At 32.1% G+C, this 25008-nt stretch carries 20 protein-coding genes; 10 read left to right on the forward strand and 10 right to left on the reverse strand.

Translation table 11 applies throughout. The annotated features are described in order from the left end of the window. The first annotated feature begins 139 nt into the window (after positions 1-139). From AAEO58_RS00610 to AAEO58_RS00640, 7 genes are all read left to right on the forward strand, one after another. Positions 140-2548, forward strand: coding sequence for a DUF5916 domain-containing protein (locus AAEO58_RS00610; RefSeq protein WP_341681075.1), 2409 nt, complete (start codon positions 140-142; stop codon positions 2546-2548). Between the two features lie 83 nt (positions 2549-2631). Further along, positions 2632-4149: a 2,3-bisphosphoglycerate-independent phosphoglycerate mutase gene (gene gpmI, locus AAEO58_RS00615; protein WP_341681077.1), complete on the forward strand. Its 1518-nt coding sequence runs from the start codon at positions 2632-2634 to the stop codon at positions 4147-4149. Positions 4150-4277: 128 nt separating this feature from the next. Continuing rightward, positions 4278-4949 carry a TetR/AcrR family transcriptional regulator gene (locus AAEO58_RS00620; RefSeq protein ID WP_341681079.1) on the forward strand — a complete coding sequence of 224 codons (672 nt, stop codon included), beginning with the start codon at positions 4278-4280 and terminating at the stop codon, positions 4947-4949. Then, positions 4946-6610: a peptidase domain-containing ABC transporter gene (locus tag AAEO58_RS00625; protein WP_341681082.1), complete on the forward strand. Its 1665-nt coding sequence runs from the start codon at positions 4946-4948 to the stop codon at positions 6608-6610. The genes AAEO58_RS00620 and AAEO58_RS00625 overlap by 4 nt, the downstream gene beginning before the upstream one ends. A 1-nt stretch (position 6611) precedes the next feature. Then, positions 6612-7958, forward strand: coding sequence for an HlyD family secretion protein (locus AAEO58_RS00630; RefSeq protein WP_133608240.1), 1347 nt, complete (start codon positions 6612-6614; stop codon positions 7956-7958). Then, positions 7958-9346, forward strand: a complete 1389-nt coding sequence (locus AAEO58_RS00635) for a TolC family protein (protein WP_341681086.1) — start codon at positions 7958-7960, stop codon at positions 9344-9346. The genes AAEO58_RS00630 and AAEO58_RS00635 overlap by 1 nt, the downstream gene beginning before the upstream one ends. Positions 9347-9427: 81 nt before the next feature. Continuing rightward, a complete protein-coding gene (locus AAEO58_RS00640; protein ID WP_341681087.1) occupies positions 9428-13030 on the forward strand; it encodes a T9SS type B sorting domain-containing protein in 3603 nt (1200 codons plus the stop codon). Positions 13031-13102: 72 nt separating this feature from the next. Here AAEO58_RS00640 and AAEO58_RS00645 read toward each other — a convergent pair whose 3' ends face one another. Both AAEO58_RS00645 and AAEO58_RS00650 read right to left on the reverse strand, forming a co-directional pair. Beyond that, positions 13103-13438: an RNA recognition motif domain-containing protein gene (locus tag AAEO58_RS00645; RefSeq protein ID WP_026724257.1), complete on the reverse strand. Its 336-nt coding sequence runs from the start codon at positions 13436-13438 to the stop codon at positions 13103-13105. 205 nt (positions 13439-13643) lie between these two features. Beyond that, positions 13644-14918 carry an acetyl-CoA hydrolase/transferase family protein gene (locus tag AAEO58_RS00650; protein WP_341681089.1) on the reverse strand — a complete coding sequence of 425 codons (1275 nt, stop codon included), beginning with the start codon at positions 14916-14918 and terminating at the stop codon, positions 13644-13646. Between the two features lie 183 nt (positions 14919-15101). Here AAEO58_RS00650 and map point away from each other — a divergent pair, with 183 nt between their 5' ends. Genes map through AAEO58_RS00665 form a run of 3 tightly spaced genes read left to right on the forward strand, consistent with a single transcriptional unit; the run spans position 15102 to position 17498 of the window. Continuing rightward, the gene (map, locus tag AAEO58_RS00655) at positions 15102-15920 is read left to right on the forward strand and encodes a type I methionyl aminopeptidase (RefSeq protein ID WP_341681091.1); all 819 of its coding nucleotides are present in this window, start codon (positions 15102-15104) and stop codon (positions 15918-15920) included. Positions 15921-15936: 16 nt separating this feature from the next. Further along, complete coding sequence (locus AAEO58_RS00660; protein WP_341681093.1) at positions 15937-16737, forward strand: DUF3667 domain-containing protein; 801 nt, start codon at positions 15937-15939, stop codon at positions 16735-16737. Beyond that, positions 16734-17498: a class I SAM-dependent methyltransferase gene (locus tag AAEO58_RS00665; protein ID WP_341681095.1), complete on the forward strand. Its 765-nt coding sequence runs from the start codon at positions 16734-16736 to the stop codon at positions 17496-17498. Before AAEO58_RS00660 ends, AAEO58_RS00665 begins: the two co-directional genes overlap by 4 nt. A 33-nt stretch (positions 17499-17531) precedes the next feature. Here the strand turns inward: AAEO58_RS00665 and AAEO58_RS00670 are convergent, their stop codons facing one another. The 8 genes from AAEO58_RS00670 to AAEO58_RS00705 form a co-directional block, all read right to left on the reverse strand. After that, complete coding sequence (locus AAEO58_RS00670) at positions 17532-18551, reverse strand: FAD:protein FMN transferase (protein ID WP_341681097.1); 1020 nt, start codon at positions 18549-18551, stop codon at positions 17532-17534. Further along, positions 18526-18891: a Na(+)-translocating NADH-quinone reductase subunit F gene (locus AAEO58_RS00675; RefSeq protein WP_341681099.1), complete on the reverse strand. Its 366-nt coding sequence runs from the start codon at positions 18889-18891 to the stop codon at positions 18526-18528. Before AAEO58_RS00675 ends, AAEO58_RS00670 begins: the two co-directional genes overlap by 26 nt. 80 nt (positions 18892-18971) lie before the next feature. Beyond that, positions 18972-20273, reverse strand: a complete 1302-nt coding sequence (gene nqrF / locus AAEO58_RS00680; protein ID WP_264368130.1) for an NADH:ubiquinone reductase (Na(+)-transporting) subunit F — start codon at positions 20271-20273, stop codon at positions 18972-18974. A gap of 25 nt (positions 20274-20298) precedes the next feature. Then, positions 20299-21057: an NADH:ubiquinone reductase (Na(+)-transporting) subunit E gene (gene nqrE / locus AAEO58_RS00685; RefSeq protein ID WP_291135796.1), complete on the reverse strand. Its 759-nt coding sequence runs from the start codon at positions 21055-21057 to the stop codon at positions 20299-20301. A gap of 5 nt (positions 21058-21062) precedes the next feature. Then, on the reverse strand, positions 21063-21728 hold the full coding sequence (locus tag AAEO58_RS00690; RefSeq protein WP_324070223.1) for an NADH:ubiquinone reductase (Na(+)-transporting) subunit D: 666 nt from the start codon (positions 21726-21728) through the stop codon (positions 21063-21065). Positions 21729-21733: 5 nt separating this feature from the next. Beyond that, positions 21734-22417, reverse strand: a complete 684-nt coding sequence (gene nqrC, locus AAEO58_RS00695) for an NADH:ubiquinone reductase (Na(+)-transporting) subunit C (RefSeq protein WP_341681105.1) — start codon at positions 22415-22417, stop codon at positions 21734-21736. Between the two features lie 2 nt (positions 22418-22419). Next, positions 22420-23592: an NADH:ubiquinone reductase (Na(+)-transporting) subunit B gene (locus AAEO58_RS00700; protein ID WP_341681107.1), complete on the reverse strand. Its 1173-nt coding sequence runs from the start codon at positions 23590-23592 to the stop codon at positions 22420-22422. Positions 23593-23597: 5 nt separating this feature from the next. Then, positions 23598-24947, reverse strand: coding sequence for a Na(+)-translocating NADH-quinone reductase subunit A (locus AAEO58_RS00705; protein ID WP_341681109.1), 1350 nt, complete (start codon positions 24945-24947; stop codon positions 23598-23600). Positions 24948-25008: the final 61 nt, after the last annotated feature.

A 25008-nucleotide genomic window follows, 5' to 3' on the forward strand; every position in this document is an offset into this window, starting at 1 on the left:
TTTTTAAACCTGCAAACTTTTTAATGCATTTTGTCGAAAATTTTAACCTTTCGTCGATTATTCGCACAAAAGTTAAACATTATATAAAAAAAGTAGACCTATATAATAAAACTATAATTTTGCGACCAAAATTTTTTACATGATAAATAGATTCAGTATAACAATTCTTTTTTGCTTAGCAAGTTTTCTTTTTTCGTTTTCACAAACTAAAAAAAGTGTTTCGACGAAAAAAACAACTGAAAACATTTCAATTGATGCTGAATTAAACGAAGCTTCATGGAAAGATGCAGAAATTGCAACCGACTTCGTTTCTTTAGAACCTAAAAACGGAACACCAATTCCTGAAGAATTTAAAACTGAAGTCAAAATCTTGTACTCTGATGACGCGGTTTATATAGGTGCAAAATTATATGATCCAAATCCAGAAAAAATTTTAAAAGAATTAGTAGAACGAGACGAAATTGGCACTTCTGATTTTTTTGGAATTTTTATAAATGGTTACAATGATGGTCAGCAAGAATTTAGATTTTTTGTAACCGCGGCCAATGGACAAGTCGATACTAATTTCACATCTTCAGAAGGTGAAGATGGTTCTTGGAATGCTATTTGGGAAAGCAATGCAAAAATTACCGATTTTGGATATGTCATCGAAATGAAAATTCCTTATGCCGCGCTACGTTTTCCTGAAAAAGACAAACAAATTTGGGGACTTAACTTTTTCAGAGAAGTTCGAAGAGAACGTCAAAAATACACTTGGAGTCCAATTGACAATAAAATCGGAGCCATTTCGCAGCAAGCTGGACTCTTAACTGGAATTGAAAACATCAAAACACCTACTCGATTATTTCTAATTCCTTATTCTTCATTTTATCTTTCCGGAAGTGAAACTCAAAAAACTAAAGGAGAATTAAAAGGTGGACTGGATGTCAAATACGGAATAAACGATGCTTTCACTTTAGATGCGATTTTAGTTCCTGATTTTGGTCAAACTAAATTTGATAATGTGGTGTTAAATTTAGGTCCATTCGAACAACAATTTAATGAAAACCGTCCTTTTTTTACCGAAGGAACCGACTTATTTAGCAAAGGGAATTTATTATACTCAAGAAGAATTGGACAAACTCCAGATTTGAATTTAAACATTGCCGAAAACGAATCAGTAGAAAGTCCTGGCGCTATCAACTTAGTCAATGCTTTAAAAATTTCGGGTCGTGATAAAGATGGATTAGGAATTGGATTTTTAAATGCTATTACCGAAAAAACAATGGCAACAGCAACAAATTCTGTTGATAATTCTACTCGACAAGTAGAAATTTCACCATTGACAAATTACAATGTAATGGTTTTTGATCAACGATTTAATCAAAATTCATCAGTGACTTTTATAAACACTAATGTTACTAGAAATGGAAGTTTTAGAGATGCTAATGTAACTGGATTATTATTCGATTTGAATAATAAAACCAATAAATACAATCTTTCTGGAGGATTAAAATCGAGTAGTATTAATGATGTTGAAAACAAAAATGGTTATAATGCTTCTTTATATTTTGCAGAAACAAATGGAAAATTTAGATATAGCTTTGGTAGTGAATACATGTCAAAAGATTTTGAAATTAATGATTTAGGAATCAATTTCAGAACCAATTATTATTCTTTCTCTGGAAACACAAACTATCGCATCTTAAATCCAAATAAAACGTTTAACACTTTCAGAATCAACCTTAATTCTTACTTTGAATTTTACACACCAACAAATCAAATTCAGGCAAGTAATTTTAATGTAAACTTAAATTCAACAAATAAGAAAAATCATTATTTTGGAGGCGGTTTAAATTTTAATCCGTTTGAAAATTATGATTACTACGAACCACGAGTAGCAAATAGATATTTCGTAAACCCTAGAAATGCCGGTGGTTTTTTCTACTTTTCATCTAATTACAACAATAAATTTGCTTTAGATATTAATCCATTCATTACCCATGTAATAAATGAAAACAGATATGAAGCTGGAATAAACATTAGTCCAAGATACCGTTTTAACGACAAATTTTCATTAGTATATAGTTTTGATTATTTCAAACAACAAAATGATATTGGTTTTATAGATTTTGAAGGTTCAAATATTATTTTTGCAAGAAGAGACAGAAATACTTATACCAATTCAATATCGAGTAAATTTTCAATTAGTAGTGTAATGAATTTCAATTTATCGGTTAGACATTATTGGTCATTAGCAGAAAACAACAAAATCAATAATCTAAATGAAGACGGAAGTTTATCAACCAATACAACTTATACAGGTAACCGAAACTCAAACTTTAGTACTTGGAATTTAGACTTATCCTATTCTTGGTGGTTTGCTCCAGGAAGTCAAATGTCAATTTTATACCGAAACAACGCAGGTACTTTTGATAGAACTATAAATAAAGATTTTGGCTCCAACTTTTCCAACTTATTTGAAGACAATTTGAATCATGTTTTATCGGTAAGCGTTCGTTATTTTATTGATTATAACCAAGCCAAAAACTGGATTAAAAAAGGATAAATCACTTAATCGTTTTCGTAATTTTAAGTCGCTTTTTCATTCAGAAATTTACCAATTGTTTATCTTTGTACAAACACACAAAAATGAACAAAAAAGTAATTTTAATGATATTGGACGGTTGGGGGAAATCTCCAGATCCAAAAGTTTCTGCTATAGACAACGCCAACACGCCTTTTATTGATAGTTTATACACCAAATACCCAAATGCTCAACTAAGAACCGATGGTTTAAACGTGGGTTTACCCGAAGGTCAAATGGGAAATTCAGAAGTTGGTCACATGAATTTAGGCGCTGGACGAATTGTATATCAAGATTTAGCCAAACTAAATTTAGCAGTAGAACATAAATCCATGAGTCAAGAAAAACCACTTATGGACGCTTTTGATTATGCTAAAAAGAACAATAAAGCCATTCACTTTTTAGGATTAGTTTCAGATGGTGGTGTGCATTCGCATACTTCACATTTAAGAGGTTTAATTGATGCTGCTCAAGAAAGTGGTGTTCAAAAAATGTTTGTTCATGCTTTTACAGATGGTCGTGATGTAGATCCGAAATCTGGAGCTAATTATATTTTAGATTTAGAAAATTATCTTCAAAACACCAATGCAAAATTAGCTTCTGTAATTGGAAGATATTACGCAATGGATAGAGATAAACGCTGGGAAAGAGTAAAATTAGCTTATGAATTAGTAGTAAATGCTAAAGGAACTCACTCAAAGAATGCTGTCGCGAGTATAAAAGAAAGTTACGCAATAGATACTACTGATGAATTCATCCAACCAATTGTTATGGTTGATGAGAATGACAATCCAATAGCGAAAATTCAAGACGAAGATGTGGTGATTTTCTTTAACTTCAGAACCGATAGAGGAAGAGAATTAACCGAAGTTTTATCCCAAAAAGACTTTCATGAATTCAACATGCACAAATTGGATTTGTACTATGTAACTATGACCAATTATGATGACACGTATAAAAATGTTTATGTAATTTACGACAAAGACAATATTACTGAAACACTTGGTGAGGTTTTAGAAAAAGCCAATAAAAAACAAATTCGTATTGCCGAAACCGAGAAATATCCGCATGTAACCTTTTTCTTTTCTGGTGGTAGAGAAGAACCTTTTGTAGGTGAAACACGTATTTTAAAAAATTCTCCCAAAGTAGCTACTTACGATTTACAACCTGAAATGAGTGCTTTTGAATTAAAAGACGCTTTAGTTCCAGAATTGAAAAAAGGTGAAGTTGATTTTGTATGTTTAAACTTTGCTAATGGCGACATGGTTGGACATACTGGAGTGATGTCGGCTGCAATTAAAGCTTGTGAAGCTGTTGATGTTTGTGTAAAAGAAGTAGTTGAAACCGCTTTAGAAAATAATTATACCACAATTATCATCGCCGATCATGGAAATTGCGAAACGATGATAAATCCTGATGGCTCACCAAACACAGCGCATACAACCAATCCTGTTCCTATTATTTTAGTGGATAAAGATTTAAAAACAATACATAATGGTGTTTTGGGAGACATTGCTCCTACGATATTAGATTTAATTGGAATTGAAAAACCTGCCGTAATGACTTGTCATTCATTATTATAAAAAAGAAAAACTAAAAGAGATTCATTCATTTGAGTCTCTTTTTTTTTACTCGACAATTGTAAAATAAAAGTTAAACTTTTACATCATGATAGTATTACTATTATATTTGCATTGTAAAATATTACAAAATGCAAAATTTACTATCTAATTTAAAAATAACCATTAACGAAAAGTTATACGTTAAAGATCCTGAAACTTCAGAACTAGGCCGTAATATCTTAAAAAACAGCATTATACTAATTGATGAAATTGGATTTGAAGCGTTTACTTTTAAAAAACTTGGAGAGAAAATTCAATCCAACGAAAGTTCTATTTATCGTTATTTTGAAAACAAACATAAATTATTAGTATATTTAACTTCATGGTATTGGTCATGGATTGAATATCGTTTGGCATTTGCCACTACTAATGTTTCAAATCCGATTGAAAAATTAGAAAAAGCTATTAGACTCGTAACTGAAAATGTAGTTGACGATAATACAACTCCACACATCAATGAAGAAATTCTAAATCGAATAATCGTTGGAGAATTTACTAAAACCTTAATGACTAAAGAAGTAGACAACGAAAATAAAGAAGGTTTTTTCTTAGTTTACAAAAGAGTTATCAATCGTTTAATTGACATCATAAAAGAAGTGAATCCAGATTATCCTTACGCAAAAAGCTTAGCTTCAAGTATTGTGGAAGGCGCACTTCATCAACATTTTTTAAAAAATCATTTAAAAACTATCACTAACTTATCTGAAAAGGAATGCGCAACTGAATTCTACACAGATATGACAAAAAAGATATTAGCATGAACCCAATAGATCGATTTAAAAAATTATTAATAGCCGATAAAAAAGATGTTTATCAATTACTTATTTATGCTGTTTTAGCAGGATTAATAAGTTTATCCATCCCTTTAGGTATCCAATCCATTGTAAATTTTATCCAAGCTGGACAAGTGAGTACGTCTTGGATTGTATTAGTATTTGGAGTTGTTATAGGGGTTGCGTTTGTTGGAATACTTAAAATCATGCAGTTTAGGATTACCGAAAACTTGCAGCAAAAAATATTTGTAAGATCTTCTTTCGAATTTGCCTTTCGTTTTCCAAATATAAAATTCAACCAACTTTACGATTTTTCACCTCCTGAATTAGCTAATCGTTTTTTTGACACAATTTCTGTTCAAAAAGGATTTTCTAAATTAATTTTAGAAGTTTCAACAGCAGCGTTGCAAATTATTTTCGGAATCTTGCTTTTATCTTTATATCATTCGTTTTTTATCTTTTTTGGAATTATCTTATTAATATTACTATATTTTATTTTTAAAATAAATTTTAAAGATGGGCTAGAAACAAGTTTAAAAGAGTCAAAATACAAATACAAAGTGGCACACTGGCTTCAGGAAATTGCGAGAAATCATTTAAGCTTTAAAAACAGTTCATTGTTTAATTTTTCGATGCATAAAAATGACAGACTCGTTAGTGAATACCTAATAAACCGTGAAAGCCATTTTAATGTATTAAAAAAACAATTTATTCAATTAACAGGTTTTAAAATACTTATAACTGCTGGATTATTAATTATTGGTGGAATTCTTGTATTAAAACAACAAATGAATATAGGCCAATTTGTTGCTGCAGAAATTATAATTATCACAATTATAAACGCTGTAGAAAAATTATTTTATGGATTAGAGCTTTTTTATGACGTAACTACTTCCTTAGAAAAATTAGGTACTGTTGTAGACTTAGAACTTGAAAGAGAAAATATATCTAAATCAGGATCAGAGTATTTCATTGAAAATGAAGAAATAACAATTGAAGCTAAAAATATATATTTTCAATTTCCTGATAATGAAAATCCTGTAATTAAAGGAGTCGATTTGATCATAAATAATAAAGACAGAATTTTAATTCAAGGAGAAAACGGTTCTGGAAAAACAACTTTACTTAGAATACTTTCAAGACTTTTAGAGCCATCAATTGGTAGCGTTTTTATTAACGATGTAAATTACAAGAAATATTGTATAGAAGACTTTAGATCAAAAATTGGTGTTATTACAATTGATGATAGCCCATTTGAAGGAACAATTTTAGAAAACATAACTTGTAATAATCCGGCAATTACAAAAAAAGAAGTTACTGAAGTTTTAGATAAATTGAAACTTACGGAAATAATTAAATCTTTACCTCAAGGACTTGATACACCTATGCTTTCAGAAGGAAAAAGAATTAACTCAGCATCCATTCAAAAAATATTAATTGCTAGATCTGTCATCACCAAACCTAAAATATTATTTTTTGAAGAACCCGTAGATAAACTAGACAAGTATGCTGCCGGAGAGATAATTGAATGGCTAACAGACCCTGAACAACCATGGACACTTGTTGTAATTGCAAAAGCAAATTATTGGAAAGAAAAATGTACTAAAATAATTACAGTTGAAAAAGGTAAAATTAAATCCATAAAATAAGATGTTAAAAATTACAGAAAATGGCGTTGAAAAATGGATTGATATCACTCAATTCAAATCAACTAAAATATTTGAAGATAACAAAGGATACCTAAAAGTTAAAAAAACAATATGGGTATTGAGTATTTTTTTACTACTATTTTTGTTTTTGCCCTGGACTCAAAATGTTTCTGGTGCAGGTTCGGTGACTACTTTAAAACCAAATCAAAGACCACAAACCGTTCAATCAGCAATTGCAGGAAGAATAGAAAAATGGTATGTAAATGAAGGTGACTATGTAAAAAAAGGCGACACTATTTTGTTTATTTCGGAAATTAAAGAAGATTATTTAGATCCAAATTTAGTTGAAAATACGGGTAAACAACTAAACGCAAAAGAAAATGCAGTAATATCCTATGCAGACAAGGTAAAGGCACTAGAAAATCAAATGGGTGCTATTCAAAACGAAAAAGGCCTTAAATTAAAACAAGCTCAAAACAAATTAAAACAGTCGTATTTAAAAGTCCAAAGTGACAGTATTGATTTTGAAGCTACTAAAACCCAACTTAAAATTGCTAAAACGCAATACAATCGTTCAATAAATTTAAACAAAGAAGGTTTAAAACCAATGACCGACGTGGAAGAAAAACGCATGAAGTTGCAAGAAACCGAAGCTAAAATAATTACACAAGAAAATAAATATATTACCAGTAAAAACGAGGTACTTAATGCAACAATGGAGCTAAACAGAATTAGGGCTGAATATGATGAAAAGAATGCAAAGGCTAGTAGCGATAAACAAACTGCTTTAAGTACACAGTTTGACACTGAAGCTCAAGTTAATAAATTAAAAAATCAATACCGAAATTATCAAATTAGAAATGGAATGTACTACATTGTAGCGCCTCAAAATGGTTATGTTAACCGTGCTTTACAAAGTGGAATTGGCGAAACTATTAAAGAAGGTACCGCAATTGTAAGTATAATGCCTGCAAGCTTTGATATTGCGGTTGAAACATATATTAATCCTGTAGATTTTCCATTAATTCACAAAGGAGAAAAGGTCAGAGTATGGTTTGACGGCTGGCCTTCTATTGTATTTAGTGGTTGGCCAGGTGCTTCGTATGGAACATTTGGAGGAGTTATTGTTGCTAAAGAAAATTTTATAAGTGAAAATGGAAAATATCGTGTTCTAATTGCTCCCGACAAATCAGATAAAGTATGGCCAAATCAATTAAGCATTGGAGCAGGAACACAAACTATAGCATTATTAGACGATGTCCCAATTTGGTTTGAAATTTGGAGAACACTGAATGGTTTTCCTCCTAATTTTTACCAACCAACACCAACTGAAAATACTAAGAAATAATGAAACCGAAACTATTTTACATCTTCCTTTTCATTTGTAGTTCACTGAGTTTATTGGGACAAAATTCACCAACCGAATTTACCTACAATGAATTTTTAGGTTATGTGAAAAAATACCATCCGTTAGTAAAACAAGCCGATTTAAAGCTCAACGAAGCACAAGCCAATTTAATGCAAGCGCGTGGGGCTTTTGACCCGAAGATTGAAGTTGATTTTAGTGAAAAACAATTCAAAGACAGTGAATATTATTCGATTTTAAACAGCAGTTTTAAAATACCAACTTGGTACGGAATTGAATTAAAAGCAGGTTTTGATAACGCCGAGGGAATTTACGTAAATCCAGAAAACACCTTACCAAATAGCGGATTAACTTCGTTAGGAATTTCAGTTCCATTAGGACAAGGTTTATTCATTAATCAACGAATGGCTGATTTGAGAAAAGCCAAAATTGCAAGAAATTTAAACGTTGCCGAAAGAAATTTACAAGCGGTTGAAGTAATTTATGAAGCTTCAGTGAGTTATGTCAACTGGAAAAGAAGTTTTGATGAAGTAAAATTGTATGAAACCTATTTAGAAAATGCTTTAATTCGTTACAACGGTGTTTCAAAATTAATTGAAGAAGGAGATAAACCTGCAATTGATAGTGTAGAAGCGGGAATTGCTGTTAAAACTCGTAGATTAAATTTAGAAGAAGCCAAACTAAAATTTACTAAAGCTAAATTAGAGTTGTCTAACTATTTGTGGTTAGAAAATAACATTCCATTAGAACTGAATGACAATTTATTTCCTGAAATAACGTTATCGAAAACAATCAAAGAAGTTTTACAAATTAACGAATTAGGAACAATTGATTTAGAAAATCATCCAAAAATTCAAGCGTTAGATGCTAAAATTGCGATGTTAAAAGTAGATCGGAAATTAAAAGCAAATGCACTTTTACCTAAGTTAGATTTGAGCTATAATTATTTATCTGAGCCAAGTTACATTGACAATTATCGTTTTGAAGATTATAAAATTGGCGTAAATTTTGCGTTTCCTATATTTTTAAGAAAAGAACGCGGTAGTTTAAAATTAGCCGATTTAAAAATTCAGGATTCAGAATTTGGCTTGCAGTTTGAACGAAAAAATTTGGAAAACAAAATCACTGCACAACAGCAAGAAATTGTTTCACTTGCAAAACAGCAAGACTACAATAATAAATTAGTAAAAGATTTTACCACATTGCTGAATGCTGAAGACCGATTATTTGAAATGGGAGAAAGTTCGTTGTTTGTAATTAATTCAAGAGAGAATTCTTTGGTAAGCTCACAAATTAATGAAATTGCTTTAGAAAACCGTTATTTGAATGCTATAATTGGGTTGTATAAAACTATTGCCAATCCGCAATAAAATGCACAAAACAGAGTAAATCTGTTGATTTTATAACTATCTGCATAAAAATTAATAAATTAGCAACCCCAAACAAGTATCATGAAAAAAACTGTTTCTATTTTATTAATTTTCTTTCTGTTTTTTAGTTTAAAAACGTATAGTCAAGGAGGCGCATCATCTTGTGCTGAATTGGCGGCTAATCCTGCAGCATATCAATCTTGTGCAACAAGTATTCCTTTTAGCAGCTCTACTGGTGGAAATGGAGAAAGTTTTACTTCAACCTGTATTCCAACACAATATGTTGGTCCTACCTGGTTTTTTATTGAAATTGACACCCCAGGAGATGTTACACTACAAATTAGTCAACAAAATTTAGCGGGTAATGGTACCGATGTTGATTTTGTATTATGGGGACCTTTTCAAAACTTAAACAACATTTGTAATCAATTAAACACTGCTAACGAAGTAGATTGTAGTTATTTACCAGACAATGTTGAAACTGTAAATATTCCAAATAGCAATGCCGGTGATTTGTATGTAATTGTAATTGACAATTATTCAGGTCAAGCTGGAAACATTACTGTTTCACAAACTGGAGGATCTGGAAGTACTAATTGTGATTTCTTATCTTCAGTAACCTTAAACAACACTGATGGTTCTCTTTTAACCAATTTAGACTATTGCAAACCTGATACTAAAGAAATAGTAGCTACAATAGATATTTCTGATTTTCCGGGCGTTCCTACCAACTTAAGGTTTAATTACACTTGGTTTAAAGATAATATTCAAATCAATGCAGTTTCTAATTCAACAACTTCAACCAACAGTTTAATTGTTTCAGAAAGTGGCATTTATAAAGTAGTTACAACAGCTTATGATATTACCGTAAATCCAACAGGAAGCTTAACTGGTTTAAGAGTGAGTGAATCCGAAGTTAATTTAAAATTTCATGTAAAACCTGATGTTAGTATCTCAAATTCTAATACCGTTTGCTTGAATACAAACCCAATATTATCATCAAATATTATTAATAATGTGGATTTAAATGCTACTATTGATGTTTTAAGTTATCAATGGTATCGTAATAACATCCTTATAAATGGAGCTACGACAAACACGTTTACTCCAACTCTACCAGGCGACTACTTTGTAAAAGTTATCAATACACCTTGCTCGGAAACAGATTCAAATGTAATACGAATCATTGCTAATCCTAACATTCAAATTGCAACAGATACTACAATTTGCGAAGAAGACACCTATATTATTACTTCATCAAATGCAAATGCAAGTATAAATTCTGGATTAACTTATCAATGGTTTAGAGATGGAATTGCCATAACTGGAGCAAATAATTCGACTTATACCGTAACTAAATTTAATCAAACACTTAATACTACGGTACAATATTATTTAGAAACCACCGAACAAGGAACTTGTACAAATACCTCAAATTCAGTTTCAATTACTATTAATGCTTTACCTGTAATTAATTCGGTTTTAACTACTTTAGAACAATGTGACTACATCAACAATACTCTTGATGGAATTGCTGAAACTAACTTATTACAACTTTATAATTATTTTACGAATAACACTCCTGGATTAACCCTTAATTTCTATGCTGACGCTGGACTAACACAGTTAATAACTAATCCTACGAATCATGTTAATACTACATCTCCATTTTTACAAACCATTTATGTAAAAGCGATAAATGAAAATGTGACTCCAAATTGTACTTCGGCGGGTGTTGGTAGTTTTGTGCTTCAAATTAATCCAACAAGTGTTGCTAACTATCCAAATATTCCAGCAGTTTGCCCAGAAATCAATCAAAACTATGGGTTTGTAAATTTTGATGCTCAACGTATCTTAATTAAAAACACTTATTTTGCTAGTTCTGATGTAAGTATTTCTTTTCACTTAAATACATCTGATGCCTCAACAGGTTTAAACGGACTTACTAATTTAAGCCAAATTCCAGTTGGAACTACAACTGTTTTCACTAGAGTAATTTCAAATACAACGCAAAGTTGTGAAGGAATTGGTACTTTTGAAGTGATTGTTACACAAGCGCCATTACAAAATATTGTAAATAATGAATCCGTTTGTCTTTTAGATTCGTTTTTATTGAACGCTAAGGATGGTGAAGCTTTAGCAGGACAAAATCCTTCTGTTACTGTTTCTTATTTCAATACGTTTGATAATGCTAGAGACAATGTTTTTTTTATAAATAAAAATATTCCTCTTCCATTGACATTAGGAAATCGCACAATTTTTGCTCGTTTATTTGATACACTAACTGGATGTACTTCAATTGTAAACTTTACTATTACGGTTTTCCCAAATCCAATTATTGCACAACCTTCACCTATTCGTCTTTGTGGTGATGTTGCTGCTACTTTTGATTTAAATAGTAGAATTAATCAAATCACTAATGGGAATTTAAACTATCTAGTTACGTTTTATGCTAATAATGCTGACGTACTAGCAAATAATCCGATTACAACACCTGATAATTACACAAGTTCCACAGCAACTATAATTTGTAAAGTTGTTGATGCTACTAATAATTCTTGTGAAGCATTTACTACTTTAAATCTTGTTGTAATGGCTTTGCCAGGAAGCAATTCTAATCCAACTCAAATGGAATTATGCAACGATTCTGGTTTTGACTATTTTGATTTGACTTCTAGAGAAATTGAGATGGCTGGTTCGACACCAATTAATACAATAAATTTTAGATATTATACAGAATTACCAGATGCTTTAGCAAACGCGAATACAAATCGTATAACTACACCAAGTAATTTCTTAAATACAACTATCAATTTTCAAAAAATATATGTTCGATTAAATAGCAGAACTAATATTGATAGCGAAACTGGAGTTGCTTGTTTTAAAATATTGGAATTGGACTTATATGTTAGACCTTATCCGGTAAATTATCTTTTAAACGAACCGTACACTATTTGTATTGACCAACTAAATAATATTACATATCCTGTTGAAATAAAAACGCAATTAAACAGCACAGATTACACTTTTCAATGGTACAATGGTCATGATGCAGTAGCTGGAAATGAAATTATTGGACAAACAGGTACTTCATTTACCACTTCAACTGTTGGACAATATTCGGTAGTGGTTACTAACATTTCTAATGCAGCCAATTGTTCGTCTACATTTAATCTTAGCACACAAAATTCGATAGTACCTAATTCCGTTACAATTAATCCAAATGAATTAATCGCTTTTGGAACGGATAATACAGTAACAGCAATCGTAACTCCAACATCTAATGATTATTTATATTCGATTGATGGAACATATTTTCAGTCAAGCAATGTGTTCACTAACATTCCTGGCGGCGACTATACTTTAACCGTTATCAATAAATTTGGTTGTGGCGATGTTAGTTCAACATTTACTATCGTAGATTATCCTAATTATTTTACTCCAAACGGAGACGGCTACAATGATACATGGAATATTAAAGGAAGTAGCGCTTTAGATTTGGCAATCATAAGAATTTTTGATCGCTATGGAAAGTTAATCAAACAAATTGACCCGAATGGCAATGGATGGAATGGAACATTCAACAATGAACTATTACCATCAACAGATTATTGGTTTACAATTGAATACACAAAAAATAATATTACTAAAGAATTTAAAGGACATTTTAGTTTAATCCGATAAATGAAAAAATAGAGCAATAAAAAAGCCTTCGCAATGCGAAGGCTTTTTTTCGTTTTATATCCAAAAAATATATTAGTAACGACCTCTTGAGTTGTTATCTCTATTGTTAGAGTAACCGCCTCTACTTCCACCAGCGTTACGATCGAAGCTTCTTCTTTCGCCTTCTGGTTTTGGTTCAGATTTGTTAACAACGATTTTTCTACCTTCGATAGTTCCACCGTTTAATTCGTCGATTGCTTTTTGAGCCTCAGCATCATTAGCCATTTCAACAAATCCAAATCCTTTACTTCTTCCGGTAAATTTGTCAGAGATAATTTTAACTGATTCAACAGCTCCATACTCTTCAAAATAACCTCTTAAATCTGCTTCCTCTACACTGAAAGGAAGACTTCCTACAAAAATGTTCATCTATGAAAAATTTAATTCCTTACAAAGGTAGACTATTTAATGTTGCCAAAAGGTTAAAGTTTGGTTTATTTTCAAAAACAAGCCTTATTAGCTAAAAAATTCAAAATCAAAAAGTTAGTTTTTTGATAATTTTTTAATTTTATAGAAATTTTTCAACAAAAAAGGACAACCATTCGATTGTCCCTTTCTATAGTTTAGTTCTTGTTTATTTACAACCTGTCATTTCATAGTAAGCACGTTCTACTGCTTCTTGATGATTAGGATGTGCAATTCTTACTAACTCTTTAACTCTTTGTTTTAAAGTTTTTCCATATAAATCAGCAATACCATTTTCGGTGATAATGTAATGGGCATGTGCTCTAGTAGTTACAACACCAGCTCCTTGTTTTAAATAAGGCACAATTCTACTTTCACCTCTTTTAGTAATCGAAGGCAGAGCAATTATTGCTTTTCCACCTTCGCTTAATGATGCTCCCCGAATAAAATCCATTTGTCCTCCAACTCCAGAATACATAGTACTTCCGATAGAATCGGCACAAACTTGACCTGTTAAATCTACTTCTATAGCCGAATTAATAGCAACCATTCTTGGGTTTTTTCTAATACGAGCAGTATCATTTACCATAGAAGATTCCTTCATTTCTATAAACGGATTGTCATCTACAAAATCGTACAAACGTTTCGAACCCATTAAAAATGTTGCCAATGCTCTACCTCTAAGCGTTCCTTTATAATTACAATTGATAACATCACTTTCAATTAAATCGATAACACCATCAGAAAACATCTCGGTATGTAATCCTAAATCTTTATGATTGGTTAATTTACTCAAAGCGGCATTTGGAATAGAACCAATTCCCATTTGAAGTGTACTTTTATTTTCAATTAATGAAGCTACATAAGTTCCTATTTTTTCTTCTTCAGAGGTAAATGGGGTTACTTCGTGAGCATAAATTGGAATATTAACTTCTACTAAATAATCAATTTCCGAAACATGCAGAATTCCATCTCCAAAAGTTCTTGGCATTTGTGGATTCACCTGAGCAATAACAATTTTTGCATTTTCAATAGCTGCTACCGAAGCTTCAACCGAAACACCTAACGAACAATAGCCATGACTGTCTGGAGGCGAAACATGTATAAATGCCACATCTAATTTTACTACATTTTTACGAAACAACAATGGTAATTCACTCAAAAAAACCGGTGTATACGAACCATTTCCCGCTTTTAACGTATGACGAACATTAGCTCCAATAAAAAAAGAATTCACGTGAAAACTCTCTGCTAATTCAGGATTAGCATAAGGCGCATCGCCTTCGGTGTGTAAATGGCAAACTTCTACATTTCTAAGCTCAGAAGCCCTATCGGTTAATGCTTTTGTTAAGATTGTTGGTGTAGCTGCCGCGGCTTGAACATAAACTCTGTCGCCACTTTTTACTACTTGTACAGCTTCCGCTGCGGTTACATATTTTCCCATACCTAATGAAATTTAAACTGCAAATTTATGTTGGAATTTAAGCATAAAATATGATAATTCTCATTTTAAATTTAGAAGTTAGATGTCCGAATTATCACATAATAGATTGAGATTTAAAATTAAAGTTATTCTTGAAATTGAAATTGAACTTGAATTTGTATTTTTGCCTCGAAATTTTGCATTATGATCGTAATTAAAACCTTAGAAGAAATTGAATTGATGCGCGAAAGTGCTTTGATTGTTTCAAAAACATTAGGAATGATTGCTAAGGAAATTAAACCTGGCGTTACTACTTTATATTTAGATAAATTAGCGGAAGATTTTCTTCGTTCGCACGGAGCTGAGCCTGCATTTTTAGGAATGTACGGATTCCCAAACTCGCTATGTATGAGTCCAAATACACAAGTGGTTCATGGTATTCCTAACAATGTTCCATTGCAAGATGGCGATATCATTTCGGTAGACTGTGGTGCTTTTAAAAATGGTTTTTATGGCGATCATGCGTACACTTTTGAAGTAGGTGAAGTTGCTCCAGAAACTAAAAAACTACTTCAAGTTACCAAAGAATCTTTATACGTTGGAATTCGCGAAACTAAAGTAGGTAATCGTGTAGAAGATATCGGACATGCAATTCAGCAATACTGTGAAAGTCATGGTTATGGTGTGGTTCGTGAATTATGCGGACATGGTTTAGGTAGAAAAATGCACGAAGACCCTGAAGTTCCTAATTATGGGAAACGCGGTCGCGGAAAAAAATTAGTCAACGGAATGGTTATCGCAATTGAACCAATGATTAATCAGGGAACTAAAAACATCAAACAACATAAAGACGGCTGGACTATTACTACTGCCGACGGAAAGCCAAGTGCACATTTTGAACACGATGTTGCCATTGTAAACGGAAAACCTGAATTGTTATCCACTTTTGCTTACATCTATGATGCTTTAGGAATTGTGAGTAACGAAGAAGATGGGTTGAGACAAAAACCATTAATATTATAACAAACTCTTTTAATATATGAATTGTAAAACTTGCAATAATCCTTATGAAAACACCGCACAATATTGTTCAAATTGTGGTGCTAAAATAGTTGATGACAGACTTTCATTAAAAGGGACTTGGGAAGAATTTATTGGTCCTTTTTTTAGTTGGGATAATAATTTTTGGAGAACTTTCTTTGGTTTGTTTAAAAATCCCAAAGATGTATTAGAAGCCTATATTTCTGGTGCCAGAAAAAAATATTTTCATCCTTTTTCTTATATAATTTTATATGCTACGATAGCTGTTTTTTTTTATAAATTTTTCCCAATGGAAATAATCATGGATTATTCAGAAGGTTTTACAAAAGGCTATAATTCGACAAATCCCTCAAGTAATGCGCCTAAATTTGACATGAATGGCTTTATGAAAAGCTATATGGAATCATTAATGAGTTATTACAACTTTTTTGTATTAATGTTAATCCCTATATATGCGCTGACTAGTTACATTATATTCAATAAAAGAGGTCATAATTTCTTCGAACATTTGGTATTTAATAGTTACTTACAAACAAACTTAGGGTTTATATCATTAGTATTACAAGTTATTTTAGTAAATATGTTAGGAATGAGTTTTGGTACTTATTCTATACTATTTTTGTTTTTATTCATATTTTTTACACTTTACGCTTTTAAAGAATTATATAATCAAAATTTAAAACAAAGTATTGCCTCAGGAATAAAATATCTATTACTTTTCTTTGGATTATACATGGGAATAATAATTGCAGTTTCTCTTTTAATTGGAATCTTATACGCCATAACTTTAATGAAATGAAAAAACTTTTTAAACTTATATTAAACACTATTCCTCGTCCGATATTGATTCGATTGAGTATTGTAGTGCGTCCTATTTTGGCTTTTTTATTAAAGGGAAGTCGTTTTACGGATCCTATTGATGGCAAAAGCTTTCGCATGTTTTTACCTTATGGCTATGGAACACAACGAAACAATGTATTATCACCAAGTACGCTTTCATTGGAAAGACATCGTTTATTATGGTTGTATTTAAAAAACGAAACGGATTTTTTTACTGCTCCAAAAAAAGTATTACACTTTGCGCCTGAACAAGAATTTTACAAGCGTTTTAAAAAACAATCAAATTTAGATTACACAACTACCGATTTATTTTCGCCTTTGGCAGATGTAAAAGCAGATATTTGTAATTTACCTTTTGAAGATAACTCATATGATATGATTTTGTGTAATCACGTTTTGGAGCATATTCCAGATGACACGAAAGCTATGCAAGAATTATATCGTGTTTTAAGACCAGGCGGAATGGGAATCTTTCAAATTCCACAAGATTTATCAAGAGCCACCACTTTTGCAGATGATTCGATAACTGACCCAAAAGAAAGAGCTAAAATCTTCGGGCAATATGACCATGTGAGAGTTTACGGAAGAGATTACTTTGATAAACTAAGAAGCATTGGTTTTAAAGTAGAAGAAGTAGATTACACCAAAACAATTGCTCCCGAATTAGTAGAAAAATATTGTTTAGCAAAAGGAGAAATTATTCCGGTTTGTTATAAATAGTAAAAAAGGCTTTCAAATTGAAAGCCTTTTTTACTATTTATCATTAATTAATTTCTTGAAATTATCCGTTGTAAATTGTTGCATCTTATTGTTAGCATCAGCATACAAAAGCATTACATACAACTCTGGATGTTTTTGTAAAAATGCTTTACTTTCATCTAAACTCATTAACATGAAAGCAGTTGCATAACCATCAGAAATAGCAGAAGATTTAGATAAAACAGTAGCGCTTAATACATTGTTTTTTTGTGCCAATCCTGTTTTTGGATTAATGATATGTACGAATTTATTCCCTGTAACTTCGTCAATCATTACTTTACGATAATTACCTGAAGTTGCCATTCCTAAGTTTTCTAAATTTACTTTGGCAATTAAAGTACGTTCTTCCGGTTTTTGTAAAGGATCATCGATTCCTACTACCCAATTTTTATTTTCAATCGTGTTTTTTCCTAAAGCGAATAATTCACCGCCAATTTCTACAATTGCATTTTCAATTCCTTTCGATTTTAAATAATTTACGACCACATCAACGGAATAACCTTGTGCAATTGCATTAAAATCGATAAAAGTTTCTTGATGCTTTTTTGAAATGGTTTTATTTGAATTTAAAGCAATCTTATCAAAACCTACAAATTGCAACAAACTATCTATTTGTTTCTGAGATAAATCCTCTTGTTTTTTGTTTGGACCAAAACCGTAAGCATTTACTAAAACACCGATTGTTGGGTCAAACAAACCTTTCGTTTCTTTATAAATTTGATTCGAAAGTTGGAATGTTTCTGTAAAAAAATCATCTACTACAACTGTTGAATCTCCTGAATTGATTTTAGAAATTTTAGAATCTGGACGATACGTTGAAAGCGACAAATCGAAAGCAGTTAACAACGAGTCGATTTGATTTTTAGTTACTTTTTCTTCGTTTGAAATATATTTGATGGAATACGTACTTCCTTGCGCTTCGCCTTGAATGGTATAAAAATCTGAGGTTTTATCACATGAAATAAATAAAACTGCAACAACTAGAACGCTATAAAATCTCTTTAATTCCTTCATAATTTAAAATATAATCTTGATTTTTAAAAACCGGCTTTTCGAAATCATCTGCATTGGCAAAACCAACTCCAGCATAAAGCACTTTAGCTTTTTTCCCTTTAGCGTGATTGATGAAGGTTTCCATAAACAACACATCGTATTCGGCAGGATTATCAGGATACGTAACGGCTTGCACCATCACAAAATGTAAAGTATTCGTAGGTTTATCAACACAAACAAATTGCGGATGTTTTTTCAATTGGCTGTTAATAGCAATGAACTCAAACCCTTGTTTTTCGAGTTCTTTTCCCACGTGATTCATGGCCAAATGATGTAAGTCTTGAAGTGATAATGGTTCCATGATACAAAGGTAGTTATTCTATTTGAAAGCATAAAAAAACCGACTCATTTCTGAATCGGTTTTGGTATTTAAAATTTGGATTAACCTCCAAAGTCGTCAAATCTAATGTTTTCTGGATCTAACCCGAAGTCTTCACCCATTTTTTGAACTGCTTTGTTCATCATTGGTGGACCACAGAAATACAATTCAATATCTTCTGGATTATCGTGTTTTGATAAATAATTATCAATTACCACATTGTGAATGAATCCTACGAATCCGTCACCTTCTCCGTCGATTCCTTCTTTCACTTTCCAGTTATCTTCTGGTTGTGGTTCAGATAAAGCCAAATAGAATTTAAAGTTTGGAAAGTCTTTCTCTAACGCTCTGAAATGGTCTGTGTAGAACAATTCACGTTTAGAACGACCTCCGTACCAATACGTAACTTTTCTTCCTGTTTTAACTGTACGGAACAAGTGGTACAAGTGAGAACGCATTGGTGCCATACCAGCTCCACCACCTACATACAACATTTCAGCTTCTGATTCGTTGATGAAGAATTCTCCGTAAGGCCCAGAAACTACTACTGGGTCACCTGCTTTTCTTGAGAAAACGTATGAAGAAGCAATACCTGGGTTTACTTTCATCCAATCGTTTGTAGCTCTATCAAAAGGAGGCGTTGCAATACGAACGTTCAACATAATTTTTCTTCCTTCTGCAGGGTAAGAAGCCATAGAGTAAGCTCTTTCAACCAATTCGTCATTTTTCATAACTAATGGCCATAATTTAAACTTATCCCATTCAGCTTTGAATTTTTCAGGATCACCAGGATGTTCTTCTGGGTGCGCCATAATATCCATATCTGAGAATTTTACTTCACATTTAGGGATTTCAATTTGGATATATCCACCCGCTTCGTAGTGCATATCTTCTGGTAACTCAACGATAAATTCTTTAATGAAAGAAGCTACGTTGTAGTTAGAATATACTTTTGCTTCGAATTTTTTAATACCAAAAATTTCTTCTGGCACTTCAATTACCATGTCTTGTTTTACTTTAACTTGACATCCTAATCTCCATCCGTCTGCTAATTCTTTACGTGAAAAGTTAGGTATTTCTGTTGGTAATGGTTCACCACCACCTTCTAATACTTTACATTTACATTGTAAACAAGAACCTCCACCACCACAAGCTGATGGTAAGAAGATTTTACTATTTCCTAAAGTAGTTAAAAGCGTACTTCCTCCACCTACTTCGATTTCGTTTTCACCGTTAATTTTAATCTTTACTGCACCTGAGTTTACCAACTTTGATTTAGCGTATAATAGCATAAACACCATTAGTAAAATAAGCACTAAGAAAGCTAAAATTGAATATGTAATTAATTCTGTTATACTAAACATGAGTTCAATTTTTAATGTTATACTATTATTTAACTACTTGAGTTGAATCTACTTTTACAGAATCTACAGCTACTTGAACTGAATCAACTACAGGAGTTTCAACAACAGCTGGAGCTGGAGTTACTACTTTTGCTTCTGGTTTTTTGTTTAATGCGTTAAGATCAATTCCACCAAAACTCATAAAACCAATAGCCATTAAACCTGTTAAGATAAAAGTAATACCCAAACCTCTTAGCGGCGCTAATACGTTAGAATATTCCATTTTTTCACGGATAGCTGCCATTGCCACAATAGCAATTGTCCAACCAAATCCAGATGCAAATCCGAAAGTTACAACGTGTCCTAATGAAGAGTAAGTTCCACCATCAACTCTTTGTTGCATGAATAATGAACCTCCTAAGATAGCACAGTTTACTGCAATAAGTGGTAAGAAAATACCTAATGAGTTATATAATGAAGGTGAAAATTTTTCAACAATCATTTCTACTAACTGTACCATTGTTGCTACAGAAGCGATAAATAAAATGAAAGTTAAAAAGCTTAAATCTAATTCAGCAAATGATGGATCTAACCAAGCTAATGCACCAGCACCTAAAACATAGTGATAAATTAAATAGTTTAATGGAACCGTAATTACTTGTACAAAGGTTACAGCAATTCCAAGACCTATAGCTGTTGATACTTTTTTAGAAACGGCCAAAAATGAACACATTCCTAAGAAGTATGCAAAAATCATGTTATCAATGAAAACTGATTTTAAAAATATATTGATATATTCAAACATAGCTATTATTTTTTCTCGATTAATTTCTTGTTAATTCCTCTTTGTACCCAAATTACGATACCTACCATAACTAAGGCCATTGGAGCTAATAACATGAATCCGTTATTAACATATCCAGTACCATATAATCCTGTTTTTTCAACAGAGTTTCCAAGAATTTCAATTCCGAATAATTTTCCTGAACCTAATAATTCTCTGAAAAATGCCACAACCATTAAAATGATTCCGTATCCTAAACCGTTTCCTAAACCATCTAAAAATGAAGGCCAAGGTTTGTTTCCTAAAGCAAATGCTTCAAAACGTCCCATTAAGATACAGTTGGTAATAATTAATCCTACGAATACTGATAATTGCTTACTGATATCATAAGCATATGCTTTTAAAACTTGGTCAACCAAGATTACTAAAGCAGCTGCTACAACCAACTGAACAATGATACGGATTCTACTTGGAATTAAATTTCTTAATAATGATATAATTACGTTACCAAAAGCTACAACAGCAGTTACTGAAAGTGCCATTACAAAGGCATTTTTCATTTGAACTGTTACCGCTAAAGCTGAACAAATACCTAATACCTGAACCGTTACTGGGTTATCGTCATTAAATGGATTCGTAATTAATTTAATATTACTTTTTGAAAATAATCCTTCTTTGTTGTTATCTGCCATGACGATTATTTTTTATTAGATTTTAAATATTTTTCATATGGTTTTAAACCTCTAACTAACATTTCGGTTACACCATTTCCTGTTAAAGTTGCTCCAGAAATTGCATCTACTTCACCATCTGCTTTATCATCTTTTCCTGTATATCCTTTAACTACTTTTAAACCTTGTAAGTTTCCGTTAGCATCAAATACATTCTCACCAATAAAACTTTTTTGGAAATAATCTTGTGTGATTTCACCACCTAAACCAGGAGTTTCTGCTTTGTGGTCAAATACAATACCGTCAACTTTTAAGTTTTCGTCAACCGAAACGTAACCCCAGATAGCATCCCATAATCCCATTCCTCTTACTGGAATAACATAGAATTTTTTACCATCTTTTTCAGCGTTGAAAATTGGGAATTTCCCTTTTTCTTTAGCGATATCAACTGTAAAAGCGTCTTTACTGATTTCGTTTCCGTTCTCATCAAAAACCACCTCACTAATAATGTGTTTTTTATATGCTACTTCCGAAGCATCTCTATCTACAGCTACTCCAAACGATTTTAGAATGTACTGCATTTTCTCTTTCTTAATGTTTGCGTCTTGGTCTGGCTTAAGTGCAGTTGCAGCAAATGCCAAAGCAGAAGCTACTAACACTACCATTACAGTCGCAAACAAAAACGTATATCCGTTACTTTCTCTATTCATGACTATGCAGATTTTAATTGTTTAGACTTAGCCAATCTTTTCTTTCTCTTAGAAATGTTTCCATTTACTACGAAATAATCAATTGTTGGCGCTAAAGTGTTCATTAATAAGATAGCTAACATTACTCCTTCAGGGTAAGCTGGATTGAAAACTCTAATCATAATACTAAAGAATCCTATTAATAAACCGTAGATGATTTTTCCTTTATCGGTTTGGGCTGCAGAAACTGGATCTGTTGCCATGAATACAATACCAAAAGCAAAACCTCCAACTACTAAATGATTTGTCCAATCAAAGTTCATTAAAGCTGTTAAACCAACGGCATTGAACATCATTGCTGTTAATGCTGCTCCCACTACTCCAGAAACCATAATTTTCCAACTACCAACTCCTGTTGCAATCAAAATAAATGCACCAATTAAAATAGCTAAAACCGAAGTTTCACCTATCGATCCTGGAATTAATCCAATAAAAGAATTCCAAAAATCCCATTGAGCTGGTAATTCTTTTCCATTTGCTAAAGCTCCCAAGATAGTTTCTCCTGAAATTGCATCAGTAGTACTTGCCTCACTAACCCAAATTTTATCTCCCGACATAAATGTAGGATAAGCAAAGAATGCGAAAGCACGCGCTAATAAAGCTGGGTTGAAAATGTTCATTCCAGTTCCTCCAAAAGCTTCTTTACCAATTATAACTGCAAAAGCTACTGAAATAGCTAACATCCATAAAGGTAAGTCAACTGGCATAACCATTGGAATTAACAAACCAGATACTAAATATCCTTCGTTAACTTCGTGACCTCTAAAAATCGCGAAAGCAAATTCAATACCTAATCCTACTGCATACGATACAATAATCATTGGTAATACTTTCCACAATCCGTGTAAAAAGATATCCATAAATGAAGGTAAAACACCATCGTTCAATTGAATAAAGTGTTGGTAACCTGCATTATAAATTCCGAATAATAATGCTGGAACTAAAGCTAAAACCACAGTAATCATGGTTCTCTTTAAATCTACAGCATCTCTAATATGAGCTCCATGCTTTGTAGTATGATTAGGTACAAATAAAAAGGTATCTAATGCATTAATTGCTGGTGCATATTTTTCAAATTTTTGCCCTTTCTCAAAAGGCTTTTTAATTTGGTCTATTTTATCTCTTAAAAACTTCATAGCTATTATCCTACTTCTTTAATCATTAAATCAAGAGCTTCACGAATGATTTGTTGCGCTTCTAATTTAGATGTGTTAGTATAATCAATTAAAGCAAAATCTTCTGGAGCTACTTCGTAAATTCCTAAGCTTTCCATTTTATCGATATCACTTGCCAAACAAGCTTTTAATAATTGCATTGGAAAAATATCTAGAGGCATTACTGCTTCCATTTCTCCTGTTACAACTAAAGCTCTTTCTTCACCGTTCAAATTGGTGTTAGGTGCATATTTTTTTCCTGGCATTAACCATGATAAACCTGTTCTTGATGCACTGTGAACACTTGGCGAAGCGAATGGCATCCATCCAAACATTCTGTAAACATTTCCTTCAGGAATAACAGTTACAGTATTGCTTAAGAAACCTAAATTTCCATCCATTTTTACTTTAGCACCAGTTAAAACATCTCCAGAAATAACTCTCACGTTATCTCCTTCAATTTTACCAGCAACTAAGTCAGCAATAGCCGCACCAGAAATTACATTATAGTATTGAGCATCTTTAACTTCAGATCCTACCAAAGCCACAGTTCTTGTAGCATTGAATTTTCCAGTTAAAAATAATTCACCAATTGTTGCAACATCTTGAGGTGTAACTGTCCAAACTCTCTCACCTGCATTAATAGGCGAAATTTTTCCAATTTGAACACCAACATTTCCAGCAGGATGTGGTCCGTACACTTGGTGTAAAGAAACTCCTTTAACGTCTTTGAAAATTGATTTTCCTTTACCTTTTACAGACAAATGAACTTTCCCAGTTGTCAATTTTGCTAAAGCATCGATACCAACTTGAAACGCTTGCAACTTGTTTTCTAAAACAAACTCAACATCTGCCGCTAACGGTGCAGTTGCATAAGCTGAAATGAAAATAGCTTTAGGCGAATCAGCTGAATTAGCAATCACATCATATGGACGTTGATTGATAAATGGCCAACAACCCGAAGCTAACAAATGTGCTTTTACTTCTTCTGTTGATAAATCGTTAGGATTTTTCTTGCTATGCTCAACGAAAACATCTTGAGAATCAGCAGCAATAAGAATCTCTAAAATGACTCTTTTTTCACCACGTTTGATTTCTTGAATTTTTCCGCTTACAGGAGCAACAAACTTAACTTTCTCATCTGATTTAGAATAGAAAATTACTTCTCCCGCTTTAACGTTATCTCCTTCTTTTACCACCATTTTCGGAGTTACTCCGTGGAAGTCAGAAGGTTTAACAGCATAGACTTTCGAGCGAGTGGTATCAGCTATCTTATGAGCCGCTTCACCCTTCAACTTAAGGTCTAAACCTTTTTTAATTCGAATGTCTTTTGACATATTTTTGAAGATATGATTGTTAAAAAATTTACTATAAAACGTGCAAATTTAATCAAATACA

This window comes from Flavobacterium helocola, from assembly GCF_038289885.1.
Taxonomy (GTDB): Bacteria; Bacteroidota; Bacteroidia; order Flavobacteriales; family Flavobacteriaceae; genus Flavobacterium; species Flavobacterium cheniae.